Origin of the sequence: Citrobacter gillenii, from assembly GCF_013337685.1 — a bacterium.
Classification (GTDB): Bacteria; Pseudomonadota; Gammaproteobacteria; order Enterobacterales; family Enterobacteriaceae; genus Citrobacter; species Citrobacter gillenii.
The window spans coordinates 57,483-80,444 of sequence record NZ_SUQN01000005.1; the positions used below are offsets into that span (position 1 = coordinate 57,483).

Below are 22,962 nucleotides of genomic sequence, written 5' to 3' on the forward strand. Positions count from 1 at the left end.
CATTTCGGCCGGTTAAATGTATGCAGGAAAATTTTTCAGTAACAGGCACCATAAACCTGATGACAGAGGATACCGGGATCGCCGTGCAGGTGATGTTGGCTAAGCTGCTTGAGATTTACGACGTGAAAACGCTGGTGGCTCACCTTAATGGCGTCGGTGAGCATCACTGGAGCCCGGCCATCTTTAAACGTGTGGTGGCGAACGAGACATGGCACCGCCTGAGCGATCGTGAATATTCCCACCTGAAGACCTTGCTACCGACACCGCCGGTGCATCATCCGCAGTATGCTTTTCGTTTTATCGATCTTTTCGCCGGAATTGGCGGTATTCGCCGCGGCTTCGAAGCGATCGGTGGACAGTGCGTGTTTACCAGCGAGTGGAACAAGCATGCGGTGCGTACTTACAAAGCGAATTACTATTGCGATCCTGACCAGCACCATTTTAATGAAGATATTCGCGATATTACGTTAAGCCATCGTGCCGGGGTGAGCGATGAGGAGGCGGCTGAACATATCCGCCAGCATGTCCCTCAGCATGATGTGCTGCTGGCCGGCTTTCCCTGTCAGCCGTTTTCGCTGGCAGGCGTCTCCAAGAAAAATGCCTTAGGTCGTGCGCACGGTTTTGCCTGTGATACGCAAGGTACGCTATTTTTCGACGTGGTCAGAATCATTGATGCCCGCCGTCCGGCAATCTTTGTGCTGGAAAACGTCAAAAACCTGAAGAGCCATGACCAGGGGAAAACGTTTCGCATCATTATGCAAACGCTGGATGAGTTAGGGTATGACGTGGCGGATGCGGCGGAAAACGGGCCGGACGATCCTAAAATTATCGATGGAAAACACTTTTTACCGCAGCATCGCGAACGTATTGTCCTCGTGGGCTTTCGACGCGATCTGAATCTGAAAAATGACTTTACGCTACGGGATATTGTCACCCGCTACCCGCAGCGGCGTATTACGCTGGCCGAGCTGCTTGAACCGACCGTTGACGTGAAATACATCCTGACGCCGGTGTTGTGGAAATATTTATATCGCTACGCGAAAAAGCATCAGGCGCGGGGGAACGGCTTTGGCTACGGCATGGTATATCCTGGCAATCCGCACAGCGTAACGCGCACGTTATCTGCGCGCTATTACAAGGACGGGGCAGAAATATTAATCGACCGTGGCTGGGATATGGCACTGGGTGAACAGGATTTTGACGATCCGCACAACCAGTTGCACCGACCACGTAGACTTACACCCCGAGAGTGCGCGCGCCTGATGGGATTTGAGTCGCCTCAGGGTTATCAGTTCCGTATTCCGGTATCTGATACCCAGGCCTATCGCCAGTTCGGCAATTCGGTGGTGGTCCCGGCATTTGCGGCGGTAGCCCGACTGCTGGAGCCAAAAATCAAACAGGCCGTCGCGCTGCGTGAGAAAGAGAGTCTGCATGGCAGACGTTCACGATAAGGCCACGCGCAGTAAAAATATGCGGGCAATCGCGACCCGCGATACGGCGATTGAGAAACGTCTGTCCAACGTATTAACAGAGCAGGGGGTAACGTTTCGCGTGCAGGATGCGGCGTTACCTGGCCGCCCTGATTTTGTGGTGGATGACTATCAGTGTGTTATTTTTACCCATGGCTGTTTCTGGCATCACCACGAGTGTTATTTATTCAAGACCCCCGCGACGCGCACGCAATTCTGGCTGGCTAAAATAGGCAAAAACGTTGAACGCGATGCGCGGGATCGCGAGAGACTGCAGGCACTTGGCTGGCGGGTACTCATTATCTGGGAGTGCGCCATACGAGGGCGAAAAAAACTCAGCGATGAGGCGCTGTCCGAGCGCGTGGTCGAGTGGATCTGCAGCGGTGGCGCTACCGCGCAGATCGACACCCAGGGTATTCATTTACTGTAACGATTTTTCCGACGGTGCGGCGACCGCGTCTGCTTTGACCGGGAACAGGTATTTACCCAGCGTCACCAGCACCACGGCAAAAACAATCACTCCGAGTGCCAGCCACTCGATGAACGCCAGGCTTTCACCTCCCAGACCGGTACCTAATAAGACGGCAACAACCGGGTTGACGTAGGCATAGCTGGTTGCCAGCGCCGGACTCACGTTACGGATCAGGTACATATATGCGTTGATGGCGATAATGGAGCCGAACAGCGCCAGGTAAGCGACCGCCATAAACCCAGAAAAAGATGGCATTGTAGTCAGCTTTTCCCCGGAGATAAGCGAGGCCCCCATCAGCACGATACCGGCGGCGAGCATTTCAATTGCCCCAGCCATCATACCCACGGGTAAGGTAATGCGGGAACCGTACACGGAACCGAATGCCCAGCTCATTGAGCCAATCAGGATCAACACTGCACCCCAGGGGTTGCCACTCAAATTCCCGCCGCTGTTAAGCATAATGATCCCGGCCAGTCCGATAGCGATGCCCATCCACTCCAGCTTGCGGGTTTTAATGCCAAAGAAATCGCTGAAGCACAGCGTAAACAGTGGGACGGTGGCGACCACCACGGCAGCGATGCCGGAAGGGACGTTCTGGTGTTCGGCGACGGTGACCAACCCATTTCCCACTGCCAGCAGCAGAATACCGATCAGTGCGGCATTGAGCAGCGGGCGTAATGGCGGCAGTTTGTGGCCGCGCAGAAGTAAAAATGCGGTTAACAAAATCCCCGCAGACAGAAAACGCACGCCGGCCATCATGAGCGGCGGCCAGCTCTCAACGCCAATGCGGATAACGAAGTAGGTGGAACCCCAAATGATGTACAGCGCGAACAGCGCACTGAAAAGCGGTAACAATTGCCTGAAACGCATAATCCCTCACGGTGGAAATAAAAAGGCGCAACATAGTAAACGTCAAAACTATCGTGCTGGCGAGATTTATAATTGCCCGTTGTTGTTAAAAATTTGTTGACCATAAAGGTGAGTTTCAGCATCACGTTTTTTACTTCATACTAATGACGGAAAAAAATAATATTGAGGGTGAAAATTTTGGCAGGAAGTAGCTTACTGACCTTACTCGATGACATCGCCACGCTGCTTGACGATGTCTCCATGATGGGAAAATTGGCCGCAAAAAAAACCGCGGGCGTTCTGGGAGATGACCTGTCGCTTAACGCACAGCAGGTATCGGGCGTACGGGCAAACCGTGAACTTCCGGTCGTCTGGAGCGTGGCAAAAGGATCTTTCGTCAACAAAGTTATTCTTGTGCCGTTGGCGTTACTGATCAGTGCCTTTATTCCCTGGGCGATTACCCCGTTATTAATGATTGGTGGGGCGTTCCTCTGTTTTGAAGGCGTGGAAAAAGTCCTGCATACGCTGCAGGCGCGCAAACATCAGGAAACGCCGGAAGAACGTCAGCAGCGTCTGGCAGAGCTGGCGGCGCAGGACCCACTGACCTTTGAGAAAGATAAAATCAAAGGGGCCGTACGTACCGATTTTATTTTATCTGCGGAGATTGTGGCGATTACGCTGGGAATTGTGGCCGATGCGCCGTTGCTCAATCAGGTTCTGGTGCTGTCAGGGATCGCTTTAGCGGTGACCGTTGGCGTATACGGCCTGGTTGGCATTATCGTCAAGCTGGACGACATCGGCTTCTGGCTGGCTGAAAAGCGCAGTGCGGTCGCTCAGGCGCTGGGTAAAGGCTTGCTGGTGGTGGCACCCTGGCTGATGAAAACGCTGTCGGTGGTAGGAACTCTGGCGATGTTTTTGGTAGGGGGCGGCATTGTCGTCCACGGGATCGCACCGTTGCATCATGCGATCGAGCAGTTCGCCCAGCAACAGAATTCATTCATTTCAATGATGATTCCGACCCTGTTAAACCTTGTATTGGGCTTTATCATTGGTGGCATTGTGGTACTGCTGGTGAAAATGGTGGCAAAACTGCGCGGTGTTTCACACTAATTTTTGTTTACCTGATTATGCAAAAAGGCTGCTTGTCGTCTAAGGTGAAAAGGTTTCTCTTGATACAGGAGGCAGGTATGGTCTTTTCTGTCAGTGAGGAAGTCACCGTGAAACAGGGTGGCCCACGCATGATTGTCACCGGATACGCTAGCGGCATGGTCGAGTGTCGCTGGTACGATGGCTTTGGCGTCAAACGGGAAGCATTCCGTGAAGATGAACTGACATCCGGTAAAGGGCAACAACGGCAGGATGCCTGAACATTACGTTCAGGCGTAAGTGAGTGATCTCTCAACCATTAGTTATATTTATCATTTTGGTGAGAATTATTTACTTGTCAGGCAAAAAAATTGTAGATAAGGTTGGCCTCACATCAGATTTCCTGGTGTAACGAATTTTCAAGTGCTTCTTGCATAAGCAAGCTTGATCCCGACCCACTGAGGGCCGGGATTTTTTTCGCCTGAAGTCAGCGATTGATTTCCGTCACGCTAAAATCGTGGATATCCAACTCAAACGCTTCGGCTAACTCATGCCATGTATGGTAATCACGACCGTCAACACTGACGCGATCCGGGTCATCGCGGCTGCGATGAATCTCGCTCTCGCAGATTTCGTTGATTGCCTCCAGCAGCGCGTCTACATCAACGCTGACCTCACGTTTGGCCGTCTCGCTGTACTCTTTCGCGGTTTTCATTCACCTACCTCTCAACCGTTACGGATACCGGGTGTATGCAGCAAAATCGCTAACGCACACTTTCTAAGTATAGACCGTCGAGAAAACCCGCAATCGCGCACGCCAGGCGCTGCCAGAAAATAGAATTTGTTCTACACTGGCACAAAGCCACAGGAGGAAAATGATGAAGGTGAATGATCGGGTAACAGTCAAAACGGACGGCGGTCCTCGTCGGCCTGGCCGGGTACTGGCAATCGAGGAGTTTAGTGAAGGCACCATGTACCTGGTTTCGCTGGAAGACTACCCGCTCGGTATCTGGTTCTTTAACGAGTCAGGTCATCAGGATGGTATTTTTGTGGAGAAGGTAGACTAATCATACCGCTTTTGTCTTGATGCTGACTGGTGACATTCCCACCAGTCAGCACATACTAGCGCATATTCACAAAGATACCGTTGGTGACGTTATCGGTGAGTCGAACGACGTGATAGATCACCTGTTTATTATGCGTTTTGATCTTTCGTTTTATATTCCCCTTATGGGATGAGACGGTTTTTGCTTTGATATTCATTTGATCGGAAATCTGAATGGTTCCCTGACCCTCCATCCACATGCGTAACATGCTGGACTCGGTGCGGCTTAATGACAGTGTCGGCAGATTGACATCGACAACAATATCCGCATCCTTTTTAAGAATATCGCCAAGCAATTCGTCCAGTGAATCCGGTTTAATCGACTTTGAACTGATTAATAAATTTTTTCTGACCAAGAGATATTCATCAAAATGGACGTTGGCAATAGCCATAAATACGATAAATAATGTACTGGGATGCTGATTAATGATCTGCTTTATTTGCTGACTGTTAGCCGGATCGTGGATGAAACAGTCTTCATTAATAAACACCACAGCAGGTTGATGTGCGTCACAGGCGATACTGAGTTCGTCAACGGTTGAAATACCGTTGATTTCCTTTTTTTTCACCCCCCGGCTTACCAGATACCCGGTCAACCCTAACCGGGTGTAACTGCATAAATCCATAATAATCGTTGACATGGCATACCCTCACTCAATGCGTAACGATAATTCCCCTTACCTGATTATTTCTGCACAACTAAACGGAATAATAACAACCCAAGATGACGCTTTTACTGCTTGTTTTCAGGCGGATTTACTATCCCGTAAAGTTGCGTATAATTTGCCAGGAAACTTCTTAAAGTAAAGTAAATGTTGCGTTCTGTGAGTAAGGCAAAAACAAATAAGCCGCGGCAGCGTTATCCTGGTAGATGTGGTCTATTTTTTAATTTCGGACAATCCTTAGTAAAACAGGATAAATACTATGGGTTATTATTTGTGGGCATTTCACTGATGATATCGGCAAGTAAATTAAAAATTTCGCTGAATAATCGTTCGCAGAATGGGGCAATTAATGGCATTAATGCGGCCATTAAAGAAATACCTACCGTCAGGGTCAGCGGAAAGCCAATGACAAAAACGGAGAGCTGGGGAGCCATACGATTTAACAACCCGAGCGCGAGGTTGAGCGTGAGCAGCAGCGTCATCACCGGCAGCGCCAGCATCAGCCCGTTGAGAAATATTAAGCTGCCCGCGCGAGCAAGGGCGAGGAAGGCATTACTGTTTACCGGGTGACCGCCGATCGGCAGGGTATGAAACGTGTCTACCAGCAGTGAGATCAACCATAGGTGACCGTTAAAGGTCAAAAACAGCAGCATGGCAAGTAAATCCATCAGTCGTGCCAGCACGGGCATGTTCAGTCGACTGCCGGGGTCAAAGAATGTGGCGAAAGAAAGCCCCATTTGCAGGCCAATTAACTCACCGGCCGTACGCACAGCAGCAAATGCAAATTGCATGGTGAAGCCTAACGCAATACCGATCAGGATTTGCTGCATCGCCAACCATAATGCTGCGATGGAGAAAATTGGCACGTCATTGGCAGGTAGGGACGGGGCGATAACCACCGTTATCATCAGGCCCAACCCCAGCTTTATCCGCTTAGGTATCGCACGCTCACTGAGGATCGGTGCCGTAGAAATGAGTGCCAATACACGCAGCAGTGGCCAGAAATACAGGTTCAACCAGTAAAGCCATTGATCGCTCGTCACCTGCAGCATGGCGGCGTCTACCCGATGATATAGGGGATATTGCTGAACAGCGTACGCACATAGTCCAGCAACAGGTTAAGCATCCACGGCCCGGCCACAATAATAGCGACAAAGACCGCGACAATTTTCGGAATGAACGATAGCGTCATTTCGTTAATTTGGGTTGCCGCCTGCAGGATGCTGATAATCAGCCCCGTCACCAGTGCAACCAGTAACAACGGTGCGGCGAGGGCAAGAGCGACTTTCATCGCCTCGGTGCCCATCATCATGACCGATTCAGGTGTCATTTCGCGCCTCTAACTGTAAAAACTTTGCGCCAGCGAACCGACAAGCAGTTGCCAGCCGTCAACCAGCACAAACAGCATCAGCTTAAACGGCAGCGCGATGGTGGCGGGCGGTACCATCATCATCCCGAGTGCCATCAATACGCTGGCGATCACCAGGTCGATTATCAGGAAAGGAATGAAAATCGTAAAACCTATCTGGAAGGCTGTTTTCAGTTCGCTGGTGACATAGGCTGGCAGCAGAATTCGCATCGGCACTGCTTCCGGTCCCTGTAACGGTCCGCTGTTTGCCAGACGCGCAAACAGTGCCAGATCGGCTTCGCGGGTCTGGCGCAACATAAACTCACGCAGCGGCTGTGCGCCTTTCTCTATCGCTTCCTGCATGGAGATCTTCTCTTCGCTGAACGGCTGATATGCGTCAACGTAGATTTTGTCGATCACCGGGGACATGATGAAAAAAGTCAAAAATAGCGCCAGTCCAAGTAACACCTGGTTTGGCGGGGCGGACGGTGTTCCCAGCGCGTTACGTAACAGACCGAAAACGATGATGATGCGGGTGAAGCTGGTCATCATCAGCAAAATGGCGGGCAGGAACGTCAGCGAGGTGATAAACACCAGCGTTTGTACCGGTAACGTCCAGCTTTGTCCGCCGCCGGGCAGTGGCTGGCTAACCAGACCGGGAAGCTGGGCCGCGGCCACTGGGCTAAACAGCCACAAGCCGAGCAGCGTGAGGGACAACAAACGGCGCATCAGGATCTCCCAGGACGCTTAAGCAAACTCTTCATCATGGACTGGAAATCCGCCGGGGGGGCCGGGTTCTCGTCGGGCACCGCGGACGTAGGGGGCAGGGTATGCAGCACGTTAATCTGCGATGCGGTCACACCCAGCACCAGACGTGCGTCCTCAACCTCAACAATCACCACCCGTTCGCGCGGTCCCAATGAGGTGCTGGCCGTGACTTTCAGTCCGCGTGTACCGGCCCCTTTCGGGGAAAAACCCAGGCGTTTAATGACCCAGGCCGCGGCGAGGATCAACAGGATTATGCCCAGCAGCGCGCCGCTGACCTGCACCAGCGGTGAGCCGGGAACGGCGGCGGGCTGAGAGACGGTAGCCTGGGTGTTCATCATTAACGGCTCAGGCGGCGCATACGTTCAGACGGCGTAATAATGTCAGTGATACGCACGCCGTATTTATCTGCGACGACAACCACTTCGCCCTGAGCAATCAGGTAACCGTTGATCAGAATATCCAGCGGCTCGCCCGCCAGACCGTCCAGTGCGACGACGGAGCCTTGCGTCAGGCGCAACAGCTCTTTGATGGTCATGCGAGTGCGGCCCAGTTCGACGGTCAGCTTGACCGGAATGTCCATGATCAGGTCGATGTCCTGCAGTGTACCGCTGACGTCCCCGCCGCCTAACTGCTGGAATACCGCATCTACCGAACTTTTAGCCGTGGTCGTTGTTTGCTCATTTAACGCGTCAGCCCACAGATCGTCCAATGCACCAGTGTTCTCATCGGACGGATTATTCATGTCACTCATTTGGGCTGTTCCTCATTCAGCGAATTCAAAATCGGGTTGATCAAATGTTCTACGCGTAACGCATACTGACCGTTTACGGTGCCATATTGGCTGGTCAGCACAGGCACGCCGTCCACATGAGCAATAATGCGGTCGGGTTTTTCAATCGGCAGCACATCGCCGGGTTTGAGCTTTAAAATCTGCGACAGACGCAGCGGAATGTCGGCAAAGTTCGCCACCAGCTCCAGCTCTGAATGCTGAACCTGACGCACCAGGTTATTACGCCAGTTCTGATCCTCATTGCGCGAGTTTTCCAGCGGCGGGTTAACCAGCAGTTCGCGCAACGGTTCAATCATGCTGAAGGGCAGACAGATGTTAAATTCACCGGTCAGGTTGCCAATTTCAACGTGGAACGGCGTGTTCACCACAATGTCGTTTGGTGAGGTGGTGATATTGGTAAATTTCACCTGCATTTCCGAGCGCACGTACTCCACTTCCAGCGGGTTGATCGCTTTCCAGGCGTCGCTGTAGCTTTCCAGCGCCAGCTTCAGCATGCGGTTGATCACGCGCTGCTCGGTATGCGTAAATTCGCGACCTTCCACCTTCGTCGGGAAGCGTCCATCACCGCCAAACAGGTTATCGACGGCGATAAACACCAGACTCGGCGAGAACACCACCAGACCCGTACCGCGGAGCGGTTTCAGGTGGATCAAGTTCAGGTTGGTTGGTACCGGTAAGTTACGCGCAAACTCGTGATACGGCTGGATGCGGATCGCACCCACGGTAATATCCGGGCTACGGCGCAACAGGTTAAATAATCCCATCCGGAACTGGCGCGCGAAGCGTTCGTTGATGATCTCCAGCGCTTGCAAACGCTCGCGAACAACGCGGCGTTGGGTGTTGGGATCGTACGGACGAATATTGCTTTCGTTTGCAATACCGGAAATAGGTTCGTCTTTGGTGTCGCTATCGCCGTTAAGCAATGCGTCAATTTCAGCCTGAGAAAGAATACTGTCGCCCATGTCTTTACCGCAGAATAAAAGCTGTATAAAGAACGTCGGTGACAACCTGTTTCGGCTGCCCGACAACGAGCGGAGTCGCGAGCGTCTCTTTGATGGCGGCGATCAACTGCTGTTTACCTTGCTCGGTGGCGAGCGTGGCGGCATTCTGACGCGAAAACAGCAGCAGCAGACGGCTGCGAACTTCCGGCAGATATTCGCTCAGGCGCGCGCGCGTCGCTTCGTCTTTCATACGCAGCGTGACCCCGATATACAGCACGCGATCCGCATCACCCAGATTGACGGTAAATGTATCCAGCGCAAAAAACACCGGGGCTGGCGGTGGGGCCGGTTCCGCGCTAACGCTGGCGGACGGCTGCTGCTGCATACGCCAGTAGCTATATCCCGCAGTTGCGCAGGCGGCGAGGGTAATTAACACCAGCAGAGGGATCCAAATAGCGCGTTTACTCTTTTTGTTAATCGCGGAGTCAGTCATCAGATACGGGCTTCCTGTTTCGGTACAGCTTATGGGCTGATTATCCCGTGTCCTGTCCCCGACAAAGCGTGGAAAAGACGCGGATAATCATGCTACCTCTGGCGTTAGGCGAAGATGTCTACTGCGCCGTCACCGCGCGCGGCGGCTTGCAGCGAGGCCGGGGCGGCCAGAGCGGCGTCATCTTCGCTGGCAAAAATGTCTTGTCCCTGAGTGCGCCCCGCCTGTTGCTGCTGAGCAGAAGACTGCTGCTGGCCAGCGAAGCTTTCGCTGCTGATGCTGCTTTGCCCCAGTTGGATCCCACTTTCAGCCAGCTGAGTCCGCAGCATCGGCAACGCTGCTTCCAGCGCGGCACGCACGTGGCTATGTGGTGACACCATTTGCAATTGCGCCTGGTTGTCATCCAGCTTGAGGGAGATTTGCACCTGGCCCAGGTCCTGTGGATGTAAGCGCAGTTCCGCGCTTTGTTGGCCCTGACGGGTGAACAGCGTGACGTGCTGACTTAGCGATTGCTGCCATTCGTGGCTACCCAGCGGGGCGCTCAGCACCGGTGCGGCTGCAGGGAGCGGCTGCGCGTGCGTTTGCGCCCCAGCCGGTGGCGTAATTGCCGCGCCAACGCTTACCGGGGACGGAGTGCTTTCCATCTCCGCGTGGGCGGTTGCCGCCGCCGTCAGTGGGGTTAAAGTAGGATTACGTGTCTGGTCAACGCCAGCGGCGTGCATCGCGCCATCCGCTTTACCTTTTTTCACCTCACCCGAAGTTAGTTCGACGCGGTTATCCGCCGTCCCGCCGGACGAATTGCCGCGCAACAGTGTGGCCAGGGTGGAGTCTACCGGGGCGGATGCGGTTTCACCGACGGGCGTGGTGATGGGCTGGCCCGGCAGCATCGCAAATAGCGCGCTCAGGTTCGCCAGATCCTCATCGCTGAGCGTGGTGGTCTTATCATCGTGTGGCGCGGCTTTGCCTGTCGCCGTCAGGGTATTCACCTTCAGCGACGGCGTGAGTGCCGACAGCAATTGCTGGGCATCGGTCAGGTCGGCAAGTGTCGCGTCCGTGATCCCGCCTTTTTGTGCCAGCAGATCCGTAATTTTCGCCGCCTGGCCGTTATCGCCCTGTACTTGCAGCAACCCTTTTTGCAGTTTGCCACCCGCAGCCTGAAGATCGGCCAGCGACAGCGGGGCATCTTTTCCCTGTGCGTCGCCTGCGCCTAATGCGCCAGCCAGTAGGGCTAAAAAGTTCTCGGGTGAATCAACCGCCTTTCCTGATTGAAGCCCTGCGGTGACGTCGGTGTCGGTAGTAATCAGTTGGGGTAACGTAATCATTCGGGTTTCCTCATAGCTGCGCGCTGAGCAAATTCATCCATTTTTTTCTGATCCAGGCGGTTTTCAGCCAGTAAAGCCGCCGTGGTCTGTCGGTCCTGTAGAGTTTTCCAGGCCTGCAGTCGTTGTTTTTTATCGCGCCAGCTGCTCAGCGCCAGGTCAACTTTCTGCGTCCACTGATTCAGCTGTTGGCGATGCTGGTCTATTGCTTTTTCCAGCGTCTGAATAAATTGCTGGTAGTTGATCCAGCGGTTACTGGTGATCCCCTGACCCATATCGCTATTAAGATTGGTGCGATACTCGTGCTGGTAGTCGATCAGCATCTTTAACTGTTCTTCTGCCTGCTGACAGCCGCGCCGCATTTCGCCTAATAAGATAGCGGCGTCATCGACCTCTTTTTCAGCCAGATCTTTTAGTGTTGCCAGTGCACCATGTTGTGCCATGACCTATGCTCTCCTGCTTAATCACACCCCAGGGAAAATCAGATCCAGCGCCTGCAGGGAATCTTCCCAGTCGGCCCGTTCAAAGATCCCTTGCTGTAAAAATGCCTCCAGCTGCGGCCATAAGGTGATGGCTTTATCCAGCATCGGGTCGCTGCCTTTTGCATATGCACCCACGCTGACTAAATCACGGTTACGCTGGAAACTGGACAGCAGCTGTTTAAAATTACGCACCCGCGCATAGTGTTTTTCGCTGATGAGCGAGGTCATTGCACGGCTGATTGAGGCTTCGATATCAATGGCCGGATAATGCCCCGCCTCCGCCAGGTGACGGGACAGCACGATGTGTCCGTCGAGGATCGCACGCGCGGAATCGGCAATCGGATCCTGCTGGTCATCGCCCTCAGTTAGCACGGTATAAAATGCGGTAACTGAACCGCCGCCGTGAATACCGTTCCCGGCACGTTCCACCAGCGCCGGTAATTTGGCGAACACCGAGGGCGGATAGCCTTTGGTGGCGGGAGGTTCACCGATAGCCAGCGCGATTTCACGCTGTGCCATCGCGTAGCGGGTAAGGGAGTCCATAATCAGCAGGACGTGCTGTCCGCGATCGCGAAAATCTTCGGCAATACGCGTGGCATAGGCGGCGCCCTGCATACGTAATAATGGGGAGACGTCCGCAGGGGCGGCAATCACCACCGAGCGTGCGCGACCGTCGGCACCGAGAATATTTTCGATAAAATCTTTTACTTCACGACCACGTTCGCCAATCAGCCCAACGACAATGACATCGGCTTGGGTATAGCGCGCCATCATGCCGAGCAGGACGCTTTTACCCACACCGGAACCGGCGAACAGGCCCATACGCTGGCCGCGACCGACGGTTAGCAACGCATTGATGGGCCGCACACCGGTATCCAGCACGTGCTCAATGGCGGTACGTTGTAGCGGGTTAAACGGTGGTGTAATTAACGCCCCAGTTTCCGTGGTGTCGGGCGCAGGCAGACCGTCGAGGGGTTTTCCGCTGCCGTCGAGCACGCGCCCAAGCAGGGCGGGGCCCAGCGGCAACTGCTTGCCACTTTGCAGGCCTTCACCGGCAATGTTTTTCGCGTAAACACGTGCGCCAGGCAGAACGCCTTCGACTTCTTCGAGCGGCATCAAAAACAGACGCTGGCCGTTAAAACCGACCACTTCGCTTTCGACTTCCTGAGTGTCGTTGCCGTTTTGACGCTCAATCACGCAGGTGGCGCCCAGCGGCAGCTGTAAACCTGTAGCTTCCAGCACCAGGCCGGTGGCGCGGGTCAAACGCCCGTAGCGTCGTACCGACGGCAGCAGCGACATTTTCTCTTCGAAGTTATCCAGCGAGGTGAGCCAGCGGGTCAGACGGGTGGTCATTACACGACTCCCGGTGCGGCCAGACGGCAGAGTTCCTGCCAGCGCGTAGCGACGCTGGCATCCAAATCGCCTTCGTCGGCCGAGACTTTACACCCGCCATGATGCAGAGTTGGGTCGCCGCGCAGTCGCCAGCCGTGCAGGCTGAGGGTGGCGCCGAGCATCTCTTCCACGCGTTGGAGATCGTCCGGATGCACACGCAGTTGGGGTTTGCCGCTAAACAGTGGTTCCTGCTGCAGCAGCTGTTGGATTTGTTTAATCAGCGCGGCGTTATCGACGATCGGCGTCTGGCCAATCACCTGACGAGCGGCTTCCAGCGCCATTTGCATCAGACGCGAGGCAATCACGCTGTCCAGCGCATCCAGCGTATTTTGAAACTCGCTCACCAGTTGCTGCATGCGGGCGTGAATCGGCGCATGCTGCGCCCGGGCCTGCGTCTGACCTTGCTCCAGCCCCTGCGCTAACCCATCCTGATAACCCTGCTCATGGCCTTTTTGCCGACCTTCAGCCAGGCCGGCGTTATAGCCTTGTTCATGCGCCTGCAACTGCAACTGTGCCAGCTGTTGTTCAAGCTGTTGTTCAGCGGACAGCTGTGGTTCTTCTGTGTCGTCCGTCGGCAAGGGGCTGCTGTCATCGGCCAGCACGAACGCCGCCATCGGTGGCGCGAGGTCGTCCGGGGTCCAGACTTTCCACGGCAGGTCGTTAGACATAGGTATCCTCGCCGCTGCCGATCACCATTTCGCCGGTTTCCGCCAGGCGACGCACAATCAGCAGAATCGCTTTCTGTTCGTTTTCTACCTGCGACAGACGTACCGGACCACGGTTGGCGAGGTCATCGCGCAGAATATCGGCGGCACGTTGCGACATATTGCGCAGGAACTTCTCGCGTAGCGGCTGTTCGGCACCTTTCAGGGCGATCAGCAGCGACTCGGAATCCACTTCCTGCAGCAGGCGCTGGATACTGCGGTCGTCGACGTCCACCAGGTTTTCGAACAGGAACATCTCGTCGATAATTTTCTGTGCCAGTTCGCCGTCGAATTCGCGCACGGCGGTAATGACCGCTTCTTCCTGCTGCGTTTTCATCAGGTTGATAATCTCTGCTGCCGTTCTCACGCCGCCCATTTTGCTGCGCTTCAGGTTCTGGCCGTCGAGCAGGCCGTTCAGCACTTCGGTCAGCTCCGCCAGCGCGGCCGGCTGCACGCCGCCGAAGGTGGCAATACGTAACATCACATCGTGGCGTAAACGCTCGTCGAACAGCGCCAGAATATCGGCCGCCTGGCCCCGTTTGAGGTGTACCAGAATCGTGGCGATGATCTGCGGATGCTCGTCGCGAATAAGGTCGGCGGCGCTTTGCGGCTCCATAAAGTTGAGCGTTTCGATGCCGCTGGTGGTATCGCGGGTTTCCAGAATATCTTCCAGCAGGCTGGAGGCGCGCTCTTCACCCAGCGCTTTCACCAGCACCGAGCGCAGATATTCGTTGGCGTTAATGTTCAGCGCCGCAAACTGCTCGGCTTCTTGTTCAAACTCGGCCAGCACCTCGGTGAGTTGCTTGTTGGAAATCTGGCGCACGTTGGCCATCGCCGTACTGAGGGCCTGCACTTCACGCGTGGAAAGATGCTTAAACACCTCCGCCGCGCGATCTTCGCCAATGGTCATCAGTAAAATGACGCTTTTATCGGTGCCGCTAAGATTACTCATGTTCGTTACTCATCCACTGGCGGATGACCAGCGCCACAACGCGCGGATCGTTATCTGACATTTCACGAATACGCTGGCTCATGACTTCTGCGCCCAAGCGCTGGTTCGTGCGACGCTGCTGGGTCTGCTCGTCTTTGCTGAGACGAACTTCTACCGCTTCTTCGGTTTCCTGACGAACGCGCGTTTGTTCCTGCGCGACTTTCGCCTCTTCGCTACGGCGGACCAGTTGCGGACGAACGGCTTTACGCCACAGTATCCAGGCCACCAGCAGTACAAGTAACCAGCGTCCGGCAATCATCAACTGCTCAATAAAGGACTGCTGTTGCCAGAATGGCAGCTCGCCGCCCGCGTCGTCGGTTGCCGTGAAGGGTGAGTTCACCACGTTCAGGGTATCGCCGCGCTTGTCGGAGAAGCCCATGGCTTCGCGGGTCAGATCCTCAATTTGCTTCATCTGATCGGCGGTCAGCGGCAGCGGTTTACCGTCCGGCAAGGTTTTATAGTTGATCACCACCGCCACGGAGAGACGCTGCACGTCGCCGACGTTCATTTTGGTATGACGAATGGTGCGGTCGACTTCATAGTTGCTGGTTTCATTGCGCTGAGTACTACGTGGGCCGGCATTCGCGTTATTGGCTGTCTGCGTGGTTTGCGCATTTTGCTGATTAGCCGGTGGTGTATTGATAGGCGCAGTATTCGCCGGCGCAGGCTGATTCGACAGGGCGCCCGGTACGCCGCCCGGTGCGCCGCTTCCTATCTGCTCGCTGACGTTGAGCTGGCGCGAACGCAGTACAGCCTGCGATTCATCACCATTCGGGCTGTACTGTTCTTCGGTTTGCTCTTTATTGGCAAAATCCAGCTGTGCGGTGACCTGCGCGTGGACGTTACCGTTACCGACGATCGGTGACAGGATCGATTCGATACGACGCTGAATGCGGCCTTCGACGTCGCTGGCGTATTTCAGCTGCGCATCGTTCAGGTCACGACTGCTGGTGTTCGACTGGGTTAACAGATGACCGGCCTGATCGACCAGCGTGACGTTACCCGGCGGTAAACCGGCCACGGCGCTGGAGACCAGATGGGTAACCGCGCTAATTTGACCTTCATCCAGCGCCCGACCCGGTTCCAGATTTACGGTAACGGAGGCGGAAGGGGATTTTTGCTCACGGACAAATAATGAAGGTTTCGGCATGGCCAGATGGACGCGGGCGCGTTTAACCGGTCCGAGCGTTTCAATGGTGCGGGCCAGTTCGCCTTCCAGTGCACGCTGGTAATTCACCTGTTCGCTAAACTGGCTGATACCAAATTTTTCCTGGTCCAGCAGTTCAAAGCCCACCGCGCCGCCTTTCGGCAGACCTTGCTGGGCCAGACGCAAACGCAGCTCATGTACTTTATCCGCGGGAACTTCGATGGCGCCGCTTCCCTCGGTGAAACGATAGGGCACGTTCATCTGCGTCAGTTGGGTGACGATGGCGCCCCCGTCCTGATCGGAGAGGTTGCTGAACAGCGTGCGGTAATCTGGCGCTTTGGCCCACAGGACCATCGCCACGACGATCGCGACGGCAGCCGCGCCCGCCACAATCAGAGGGATTCTGGGATTCGCACGCAGGCGATTTAACCACTCGAGAGGTTTCAGTGGGGTTGCAGTCGATGCTGTCGCACTCATCTCGCACCTCGTGGATTATCGTGGACGGCGTTTTTTGCAAAGTGGAACAAGACTCACTCCCGGGTCAGCAAACTCGAAAAATTGACCGTCACATTATTTGCGGTTTTAAATTTTTCTATGCGCCAAAAACCGGGGGTTTTTATCGTTATTTAGCGCCTTTATCTTATTGACGAGCTGGTAATCTCTGCTACGTAAAAAATCATCCAGGGGATCAGAATGTCGGCAATACAGGGGATTGAAGGGGTCATCAGCCAGCTACAGGCCACGGCGACGTCAGCAAAGATGCAGGATATGCAGCCACAACCGACCGTGAGCTTTGCCGGTCAGCTGCATGCGGCGTTGGACCGCATCAGTGATGTGCAAACCGCATCTCGCGTGCAGGCAGAAAAATTTACCCTGGGTGAGCCGGGCATTGCGCTGAATGATGTGATGACCGATATGCAAAAAGCCTCGGTCTCTATGCAGATGGGGATTCAGGTGCGTAACAAGCTGGTGTCGGCGTATCAGGAAGTCATGTCGATGCAGGTGTAGGGACAACGTGCAGAAAATGTAGGCCGGATAAGCGCAACGCTATCCGGCAAACACTTACTTCTGAATCAAATAACGAATGGTTGGCCCATCCTGCTGAATATCCAGCACCGTATAGCCGTGATTACGTGCATCCAGCGGAATATTATTGATCGACTGCGGGCAGTCACTCACCACTTCCAGAATTTCACCTTTCTTCAGCTGCGGCATTGCTTCCAGCGTGGCGACAGCCGGGTAGGGACACGGTTCACCCACCATGTCCAGACGGTAATCAGGGACGATATTTTTCATGCGGATTCCTTAGCAGGCGTTAGCCCTGCACGGCGGAAGAAACGTTTTTCCCAGCCAATGATGAGCATCAGTGCGGCAAACAACAGCAGATAGGTCACCAGCAGGCCGCCGAGCGGACCGAAGGTGTTGAGCAGGTTCACTTTATCCCAGCTGGTGGCAAGCGCCGGGGCGAAGTCATCCCAGTAGTAGGCCAGGATGGTCGAGCCGATTACATTGCCCAGACCGACCCACCAGTAATGCACCTGACCTTCGACCGCGCGGTACATCCAGCCGGTTTCACACCCGCCCGCCAGCACGATGCCGAAGCCAAACAGCAAGCCGCCGATCACCGCGTTGGGGCCGGCCCACATGATCTTCGCCTCAACGCCCAGTTGCACGTAGCTGAAGATGCCAATGGCGCTGACCGCCATGCCGAAGATAATGGCTTTTGCCATATGGGTGCGCCCGGAAATCCACAGATCGCGAAATGCCGAGGTAAAACAGATTTGCGCCCGTTCAATCAACAGACCGAATCCCACGCCGAACAGCATGGCTAACCCGAGCTTGGGTTTATCCATGGCGGTGAGCAGCGCCCAGCCGATCATGCCGATAAACACCAGCATGCCGAGGCGAAAACGCCGACGCGCCTGCTCCGGTTTTTGCGTCAGCGGCGAGGCGGCAGAGACTTTCTGCATTTTGACCGGAATACGGAACATCGGCAGCAGGGTGAAGCGTGCGCCAAACCATGAGCCAATTGCGGTGGCCAGCGCAAAAAACCACGCATGCAGGGAGAACTGTGGGATCCCGGTGAAGAACGCCGCGAGGTTACAGCCCATCGCCAGACGCGCGCCGAAACCGGCGATCATCCCGCCGATAATGGCCTGCATAATGCGCACCCGGCTACGCGGCATACGTAATTTCACGTTGTTGGCCCACAGTGCTGCCGCAAAGCAGCCGCCGAACATGCCGAGGATCATCATGCCGTCGATACGGGTTAACGGAGAGCCTTCGAGGTGGATCAGTTTGTAGTAACCCCACTCTTCGGCGTGAACGCCAAATAACTGCAGGACTTGACCGCCCCAGCGAGTAAATTCGCCGGTTACCGCCCAGAAGGTTCCCGTAATGCCGAAATAGTAAGTGGAGAGAATACCCGCCGCGATGACCGCGGGGGCAGGGGCCCAAAATTTAATTAACCAGGCCTGTTTGAAGTGTTGCCATGACATGCGTTTTGCCTCTGAACTCAGAAGGTATGTAACAAGAAGTGTGGATATTACACCGATCCACATTTTTGCCTATCAGTAATAAGAAGTAATCCCGACGGGATCAATCTTTATCCGCCGCCGCGAAAGGCTGGCGACATCAGGGGTTTAATGCCACAATCCCCTTTTCTTCGCATGCAGGATGAATGATGAAAAAATTAGCAATCGTTGGTGCATTTCTGCTTCTTAGCGGATGCGCCGAAGTTGAAAATTATAACGAAGTGGTAAAAACGCCCGCGCCCGCCGGTCTGGAAGGCTACTGGCAGTCGAAAGGTCCGCAGCGCAAGCTGGTGAGTCCGGAAGCTATCGCCTCGCTGGTGGTGACCAAAGAGGGCGATACGCTGGATTGTCGCCAGTGGCAGCGGGTGATTGCGCTACCGGGGAAACTGACGATGCTCTCCGGCGATCTCACCAACGTGACGGTGAAGCGTGAGCTGTATGAGATTGAGCGCGAAGGTAATACGCTGGAATATGACGGAATGACGCTGCAACGGGTCGATCGCCCAACGCAGGAATGCGCCGAGGTGTTACAGAAAACGCCGTTGGCCACGCCGCTGCCGTAAGCGCTAAACCCCGGTAGCCCGCCGCTACCGGGGAAGTCCATTACAACACCTCTTCAATCACCCACACGCTGACGCTGCCGCCGTTGCAGAAAAACGTCGCTTCGCCGTGTTCATCGGTGACCACGCTTTCTTCGCGATTCCCCAGATAGTCACGCCAGGTTTTATTGCCGTAGTTCGCGCCAAGCGCAATGCTTTTTTCGCCGTCATCGCCGTTGGACAACACCACCACACAGCCGGGGTCGTCGTCGGTACCGCTGCGGCTAAAGGCGATGCAATTCGGATGATCAAAATACAGCGTTTGTACGCCGTGGGCGAAACGCTGACGGGCCAGAATCAGTTCATCAAGTTGTTCAATGATCGGCATGTCGATGGGATAGGTTTGTCCATCCCCGCCGGTATCTTCATAGTGCGCGCCGTACAAATCGGGGTAGAACACCGACGGCACGCCGTTTTCGCGCAGCAGGATCAGCGCGTAGGCCAGCGGCTTAAACCACGGTTCGACCGGGGCCTCCAGCGCCTGTAGCGGCTGGGTGTCGTGATTGGCGACCAGCGTCACCGCGTGAAACGGATCGGCTTCCACCAGCGTATCGGTGAAGATTTGACTCATGTCATAATCGCGACCCTGACGTGAAGCCTCGTGAAACTTCATCTGCAGGGGGGCATCGAACAGCATGGTTTTCCCCTCCACCTGGTCGATGTAGTTTTGCAGTTTGTCGACCTCGTGGGACCAGTATTCAGCGACGATAAACAGCGGCTTGGGGGCCACCTCCTGCACGTGTTCGATCCACTCTTTATAAAACCAGGCCGGAATATGCTTGACGGCATCGAGGCGAAAACCGTCGCACTGGGTTTGCTCCATCACCCAGCGTGCCCAGTATTTAATCTCCTCGGTGACGGCGTGGTTACGAAAATCAATATTTTCGCCCATCAGATAATCAAAGTTGCCGAGTTCGTCATCCACCTGATCGTTCCAGCCTTCGCCGGTGTAATCGTTGACGATTTTGAAAATACCGTCTTCGGTGGGGTTCTCGATATGGTCGATGCCGCTGAAGCATTTGAAGTCCCAGACAAACTGCGAGTACTGACCCGCGCGGGCCGGGAAGGTGTAGCGCGTCCAGGCCTCGCATTCGACAATCTCATCGTCAATCTGCGTGCGGTCATCGGCGTTTACGCGCTGGACGCGAATGCATTCTTTCTCATCGGCCCCCATTTTGTGATTGACCACCACGTCCAGCAGTACCGCAATGTCGTTGTGTTTTAGCGCATCAATGGCGGCCAGCAGCTGGTTTTTATCACCGTACTTGGTGGCGACGGTGCCTTTTTGGTCGAATTCGCCTAAATCAAACAGATCGTATGAGTCATAGCCAACGGAATAGCCGCCGGACGCGCCTTTATAGGCAGGAGGCAGCCACACCATATTAATGCCGATATCGTTGAGGCCGCCTGCGCGTGCGGCAAGCTCGGACCATAGCTGACCGCCCTCAGGGTAATACCAGTGGAAGTACTGCAATAACGTGGGATTTTTCATCTTCCGTGCTCCAGACGCCGTTTGGCTAACCTCTGGAGTATGGAAGATTATTCAGGCGAGGCGGGAAATTATTACGGTACGGTGGGGGCGTCGGGTACCAGCAGCATGCCGGAAAGACGACCATAGGCGTTATTCAGCGTCTTCTGACGGGTCGACTGACCAATAAGCCCACTGAGTTCATCCAGTCGTTGTTGCAGCAACGCCTTGAGTAATTGTTCGTTATCCAGCGTCTGTTTAATATACCCGGCCACGATGTCCTGAACGCTTCGCGTAATGCCCGGTGGAGTTTCGTCTTCCATGACCACTTCAATACTTTGCAGATAGCTAACTTCCTGTTCCAGTAAAAGGTCCCATTCACCGCGCTGCGCCAGTTCCAGCAGCGAGTGGCTGAGTAGCGCAATGCGCTGCCAACGGTTGATAAACTCCACGGCTGAGGTCATTAACGAGACTCCTGGGACGATGCTTTGGGTGAGATCTGTTTCCAGGCTTCCGCAATGTTGCCGAGCAACCCTTCGACTTCTTCAATGGCCTGACTATCATTGCGCAAATTCGCTTGCAGCAGACGGCGGACCATATAGTCATAAAGTGCTGACAGATTGGTGGCGATTTCGCCGCCATTGTCCTGATCCAGACCCGCCTTAAGGCCATTATCGATGATATTAATGGCCTTGCTTAAGGCCTCGCCTTTGGCGACGATATCACCCTGTTGCATAAACAGGCGAGCGCGCACCAGGGCGCTGTGTGCGCCATCAAACAACATTTCGATCAGCTGATGCGGACTGGCGCTCATCACGCCACTCTCTATGCCGACCTGTGCATAGGCTTTGGTACCGCTCGCGGTATACATACTTACCTCTGTTATCAGGAATTGCTCATTGCCGTAAATTGTTGGCCCAGATAGTTACTGGTGCTGTTCAGCTTGCTCATCATGGTATCAAGTTGCGTAAACTGTGCTTTATAGCGCGCCACGGTGTCTTCAATGCTGGCGCTGACCGCCAGGTACTGCTTGGTCAGTTTTTTCAGCGTGGCGTTAATATTGTCCTGGGCGCTGTCGATAATGCCGTCATCAGCCAGATAGCCTTTTATTTCAGTAGCCAGTTTGGTCGTAATGCCAGTTTCTTTACCATCACCCACCAGCAGTTGACGGGTCGCAGCGGTGTTATCTTCCAGCGCTTTTTTCAGCTTGGCGTCGTCAATTTTCAGCTTGCCGGTGGTGCCGTCGGTGGTAATCCCGATTTCACCTAACGTTTTGAACGCACTGTCGCTGGCACCGTTGGAAAACTGCGCGCGCAGCCCCGTCTGGATGGTGCGCACGGCGCTGTCGCCGAGTAGCGCGCCGTTATTTGTATCCTGAACTTCTGCGCCAGGATCGACTTCGGTGTATTTGGTCAGCGTTGAGAAGGTATCCAGCAGCGAGTTATAGGCGTCGACCCAGCCTTTAATCGCTTCAGTCGATTTTTCATTGCTCTTGGTGACTGTAATACGCGCATCGGTCACTTCTTTGGTCAGATTGAGCGTTACGCCCTGCGGCGCATCGGTAATCGCGTTGCTTGGACGTTCAATATCGATCCCATTGACCTTTAATTGCGCATTTTTGGCTTCCACCAGTTGTTTCATATTGCCGCTGCCGGCAGTACTGTCGTAGGCCAATAAATCATTGAGCTTACTGTCGCCGCTGACGGAAATCGTCATCTTATTATCGACGCCGCTGTCAGCGGTTAATACCAGCTGATAATCATTTTCTTTTACTTTAACAATACTGGCGGAAATACCGCTGTCGGCATCGTTGATGGCATCACGAATGCCTTCCAGCGACGTTTGGTCTTTGGTCAGCTTAATTTCCAGCGGCTCTTTACGACCTTTTTGCTCAATTTTAATTGTGCGGCTGTCGGATGAGGTGTCACCCAATGCTTCCTTCGTTGAGCTAATACCTGTTTTAGTACTGAGTGATTGCGCCTGGGCCAGCTGCGTGACGCTGACGGTATAAGTGCCTGGCGCTGCACCAGCAGAGGTTGATACTGTCAGATCCTCAGTGCTGCTGGTGACGGTGGTGCTTTTAAACAGATCGGCGCTGTTCAGCGTGGTGTTTGCTGTCTGGAATTTTTCCAGCGCGCTTTTTAGCGTGCCGTAGGCCGTGAGTCGTGCAGTATTGGCGCTCTGCTGTTGGGTAATTGGCGTTAAACGTTTTTTTTCAGCGGTCGTTAGATTCGTCAGCAATGTATCCAGTGGCAGGTTTGAACCGACGCCCAGTGATGTAAATGAAGCCATGCCTAATTCCTTTTGATTGCAAACAGTAGTTAAGCGGGTTATCGGCAATCT

General features: G+C 54.4%; 29 protein-coding genes. 7 read left to right on the forward strand and 22 right to left on the reverse strand.

Translation table 11 applies throughout. The features are described 5' to 3' along the window. Nucleotides 1-20 precede the first annotated feature (20 nt). Nucleotides 21-1,451: a DNA cytosine methyltransferase gene (locus tag FCH32_RS12365; protein WP_096757527.1), complete on the forward strand. Its 1,431-nt coding sequence runs from the start codon at nt 21-23 to the stop codon at nt 1,449-1,451. Then, on the forward strand, nt 1,432-1,899 hold the full coding sequence (locus tag FCH32_RS12370; RefSeq protein WP_174360985.1) for a very short patch repair endonuclease: 468 nt from the start codon (nt 1,432-1,434) through the stop codon (nt 1,897-1,899). The genes FCH32_RS12365 and FCH32_RS12370 overlap by 20 nt, the downstream gene beginning before the upstream one ends. Here the strand turns inward: FCH32_RS12370 and yedA are convergent. Continuing rightward, a complete protein-coding gene (gene yedA / locus FCH32_RS12375; protein ID WP_174360986.1) occupies nt 1,891-2,811 on the reverse strand; it encodes a drug/metabolite exporter YedA in 921 nt (306 codons plus the stop codon). The genes FCH32_RS12370 and yedA overlap by 9 nt on opposite strands. A 177-nt stretch (nt 2,812-2,988) precedes the next feature. On the opposite strand from yedA, the gene FCH32_RS12380 reads away from it, so the two are divergent. After that, nucleotides 2,989-3,900 carry a DUF808 domain-containing protein gene (locus FCH32_RS12380; protein WP_115259966.1) on the forward strand — a complete coding sequence of 304 codons (912 nt, stop codon included), beginning with the start codon at nt 2,989-2,991 and terminating at the stop codon, nt 3,898-3,900. A 77-nt stretch (nt 3,901-3,977) separates the two neighbouring features. Further along, nucleotides 3,978-4,157, forward strand: coding sequence for a YodC family protein (locus tag FCH32_RS12385; RefSeq protein WP_170973029.1), 180 nt, complete (start codon nt 3,978-3,980; stop codon nt 4,155-4,157). 206 nt (nt 4,158-4,363) lie between these two features. Here FCH32_RS12385 and yodD read toward each other — a convergent pair whose 3' ends face one another. Next, entirely contained in the window at nt 4,364-4,591 is a 228-nt protein-coding gene (yodD, locus tag FCH32_RS12390) for a YodD family peroxide/acid resistance protein (protein WP_096757522.1), read from the reverse strand. A gap of 163 nt (nt 4,592-4,754) precedes the next feature. Between yodD and dsrB the strand changes: the two genes are divergently transcribed. Beyond that, nucleotides 4,755-4,943, forward strand: coding sequence for a protein DsrB (gene dsrB, locus FCH32_RS12395; RefSeq protein ID WP_170974186.1), 189 nt, complete (start codon nt 4,755-4,757; stop codon nt 4,941-4,943). Nucleotides 4,944-4,998: 55 nt separating this feature from the next. On the opposite strand, the gene rcsA is transcribed toward dsrB, so the two are convergent. From rcsA to fliF, 14 genes are all read right to left on the reverse strand, one after another. Continuing rightward, nucleotides 4,999-5,622 (reverse strand): transcriptional regulator RcsA, encoded by a 624-nt coding sequence (gene rcsA / locus FCH32_RS12400; RefSeq protein WP_115258835.1) that lies wholly within the window; start codon nt 5,620-5,622, stop codon nt 4,999-5,001. 281 nt (nt 5,623-5,903) lie between these two features. Next, nucleotides 5,904-6,698: a flagellar biosynthetic protein FliR gene (gene fliR / locus FCH32_RS12405; protein WP_153879683.1), complete on the reverse strand. Its 795-nt coding sequence runs from the start codon at nt 6,696-6,698 to the stop codon at nt 5,904-5,906. A gap of 8 nt (nt 6,699-6,706) precedes the next feature. Next, nucleotides 6,707-6,976, reverse strand: coding sequence for a flagellar biosynthesis protein FliQ (fliQ, locus tag FCH32_RS12410; RefSeq protein ID WP_115258833.1), 270 nt, complete (start codon nt 6,974-6,976; stop codon nt 6,707-6,709). A gap of 9 nt (nt 6,977-6,985) precedes the next feature. After that, nucleotides 6,986-7,723, reverse strand: a complete 738-nt coding sequence (gene fliP, locus FCH32_RS12415) for a flagellar type III secretion system pore protein FliP (RefSeq protein ID WP_115258832.1) — start codon at nt 7,721-7,723, stop codon at nt 6,986-6,988. Then, nucleotides 7,723-8,100, reverse strand: coding sequence for a flagellar biosynthetic protein FliO (gene fliO, locus FCH32_RS12420; protein WP_174360987.1), 378 nt, complete (start codon nt 8,098-8,100; stop codon nt 7,723-7,725). The genes fliP and fliO overlap by 1 nt, the downstream gene beginning before the upstream one ends. After that, nucleotides 8,100-8,513: a flagellar motor switch protein FliN gene (fliN, locus tag FCH32_RS12425; protein WP_096757515.1), complete on the reverse strand. Its 414-nt coding sequence runs from the start codon at nt 8,511-8,513 to the stop codon at nt 8,100-8,102. Before fliN ends, fliO begins: the two co-directional genes overlap by 1 nt. Then, on the reverse strand, nt 8,510-9,514 hold the full coding sequence (fliM, locus tag FCH32_RS12430) for a flagellar motor switch protein FliM (protein WP_115258830.1): 1,005 nt from the start codon (nt 9,512-9,514) through the stop codon (nt 8,510-8,512). Before fliM ends, fliN begins: the two co-directional genes overlap by 4 nt. Nucleotides 9,515-9,518: 4 nt before the next feature. Further along, nucleotides 9,519-9,986, reverse strand: coding sequence for a flagellar basal body-associated protein FliL (gene fliL / locus FCH32_RS12435; protein ID WP_115258829.1), 468 nt, complete (start codon nt 9,984-9,986; stop codon nt 9,519-9,521). Between the two features lie 104 nt (nt 9,987-10,090). Then, a complete protein-coding gene (fliK, locus tag FCH32_RS12440; protein ID WP_174360988.1) occupies nt 10,091-11,305 on the reverse strand; it encodes a flagellar hook length control protein FliK in 1,215 nt (404 codons plus the stop codon). Continuing rightward, nucleotides 11,302-11,745 carry a flagellar export protein FliJ gene (gene fliJ, locus FCH32_RS12445; RefSeq protein ID WP_115258827.1) on the reverse strand — a complete coding sequence of 148 codons (444 nt, stop codon included), beginning with the start codon at nt 11,743-11,745 and terminating at the stop codon, nt 11,302-11,304. Before fliJ ends, fliK begins: the two co-directional genes overlap by 4 nt. Before the next feature lie 21 nt (nt 11,746-11,766). After that, the gene (gene fliI / locus FCH32_RS12450; RefSeq protein WP_115258826.1) at nt 11,767-13,137 is read right to left on the reverse strand and encodes a flagellar protein export ATPase FliI; all 1,371 of its coding nucleotides are present in this window, start codon (nt 13,135-13,137) and stop codon (nt 11,767-11,769) included. Next, the gene (fliH, locus tag FCH32_RS12455; protein ID WP_174360989.1) at nt 13,137-13,844 is read right to left on the reverse strand and encodes a flagellar assembly protein FliH; all 708 of its coding nucleotides are present in this window, start codon (nt 13,842-13,844) and stop codon (nt 13,137-13,139) included. Before fliH ends, fliI begins: the two co-directional genes overlap by 1 nt. Continuing rightward, nucleotides 13,837-14,832 carry a flagellar motor switch protein FliG gene (gene fliG, locus FCH32_RS12460; protein WP_048211311.1) on the reverse strand — a complete coding sequence of 332 codons (996 nt, stop codon included), beginning with the start codon at nt 14,830-14,832 and terminating at the stop codon, nt 13,837-13,839. The genes fliH and fliG overlap by 8 nt, the downstream gene beginning before the upstream one ends. Then, nucleotides 14,825-16,495 (reverse strand): flagellar basal-body MS-ring/collar protein FliF, encoded by a 1,671-nt coding sequence (gene fliF, locus FCH32_RS12465; protein WP_174360990.1) that lies wholly within the window; start codon nt 16,493-16,495, stop codon nt 14,825-14,827. Before fliF ends, fliG begins: the two co-directional genes overlap by 8 nt. Before the next feature lie 216 nt (nt 16,496-16,711). On the opposite strand from fliF, the gene fliE reads away from it, so the two are divergent. Further along, nucleotides 16,712-17,026 (forward strand): flagellar hook-basal body complex protein FliE, encoded by a 315-nt coding sequence (gene fliE / locus FCH32_RS12470; protein ID WP_045444321.1) that lies wholly within the window; start codon nt 16,712-16,714, stop codon nt 17,024-17,026. Nucleotides 17,027-17,080: 54 nt separating this feature from the next. Here the strand turns inward: fliE and yedF are convergent, their stop codons facing one another. Further along, nucleotides 17,081-17,314, reverse strand: a complete 234-nt coding sequence (gene yedF / locus FCH32_RS12475; RefSeq protein ID WP_000790504.1) for a sulfurtransferase-like selenium metabolism protein YedF — start codon at nt 17,312-17,314, stop codon at nt 17,081-17,083. Continuing rightward, nucleotides 17,311-18,516 (reverse strand): selenium metabolism membrane protein YedE/FdhT, encoded by a 1,206-nt coding sequence (yedE, locus tag FCH32_RS12480; protein ID WP_115258823.1) that lies wholly within the window; start codon nt 18,514-18,516, stop codon nt 17,311-17,313. Before yedE ends, yedF begins: the two co-directional genes overlap by 4 nt. A gap of 185 nt (nt 18,517-18,701) precedes the next feature. On the opposite strand from yedE, the gene yedD reads away from it, so the two are divergent. Next, on the forward strand, nt 18,702-19,115 hold the full coding sequence (gene yedD, locus FCH32_RS12485; RefSeq protein ID WP_096757505.1) for a lipoprotein YedD: 414 nt from the start codon (nt 18,702-18,704) through the stop codon (nt 19,113-19,115). A 40-nt stretch (nt 19,116-19,155) separates the two neighbouring features. Here yedD and amyA read toward each other — a convergent pair whose 3' ends face one another. From amyA to fliD, 4 genes are all read right to left on the reverse strand, one after another. Continuing rightward, entirely contained in the window at nt 19,156-20,643 is a 1,488-nt protein-coding gene (amyA, locus tag FCH32_RS12490) for an alpha-amylase (RefSeq protein WP_174360991.1), read from the reverse strand. 71 nt (nt 20,644-20,714) lie between these two features. Continuing rightward, the gene (gene fliT / locus FCH32_RS12495) at nt 20,715-21,083 is read right to left on the reverse strand and encodes a flagella biosynthesis regulatory protein FliT (RefSeq protein WP_137363219.1); all 369 of its coding nucleotides are present in this window, start codon (nt 21,081-21,083) and stop codon (nt 20,715-20,717) included. Then, a complete protein-coding gene (gene fliS / locus FCH32_RS12500) occupies nt 21,083-21,490 on the reverse strand; it encodes a flagellar export chaperone FliS (protein WP_174360992.1) in 408 nt (135 codons plus the stop codon). The genes fliT and fliS overlap by 1 nt, the downstream gene beginning before the upstream one ends. A gap of 14 nt (nt 21,491-21,504) precedes the next feature. Continuing rightward, nucleotides 21,505-22,911 (reverse strand): flagellar filament capping protein FliD, encoded by a 1,407-nt coding sequence (gene fliD, locus FCH32_RS12505; RefSeq protein ID WP_174360993.1) that lies wholly within the window; start codon nt 22,909-22,911, stop codon nt 21,505-21,507. Nucleotides 22,912-22,962 lie beyond the last annotated feature (51 nt).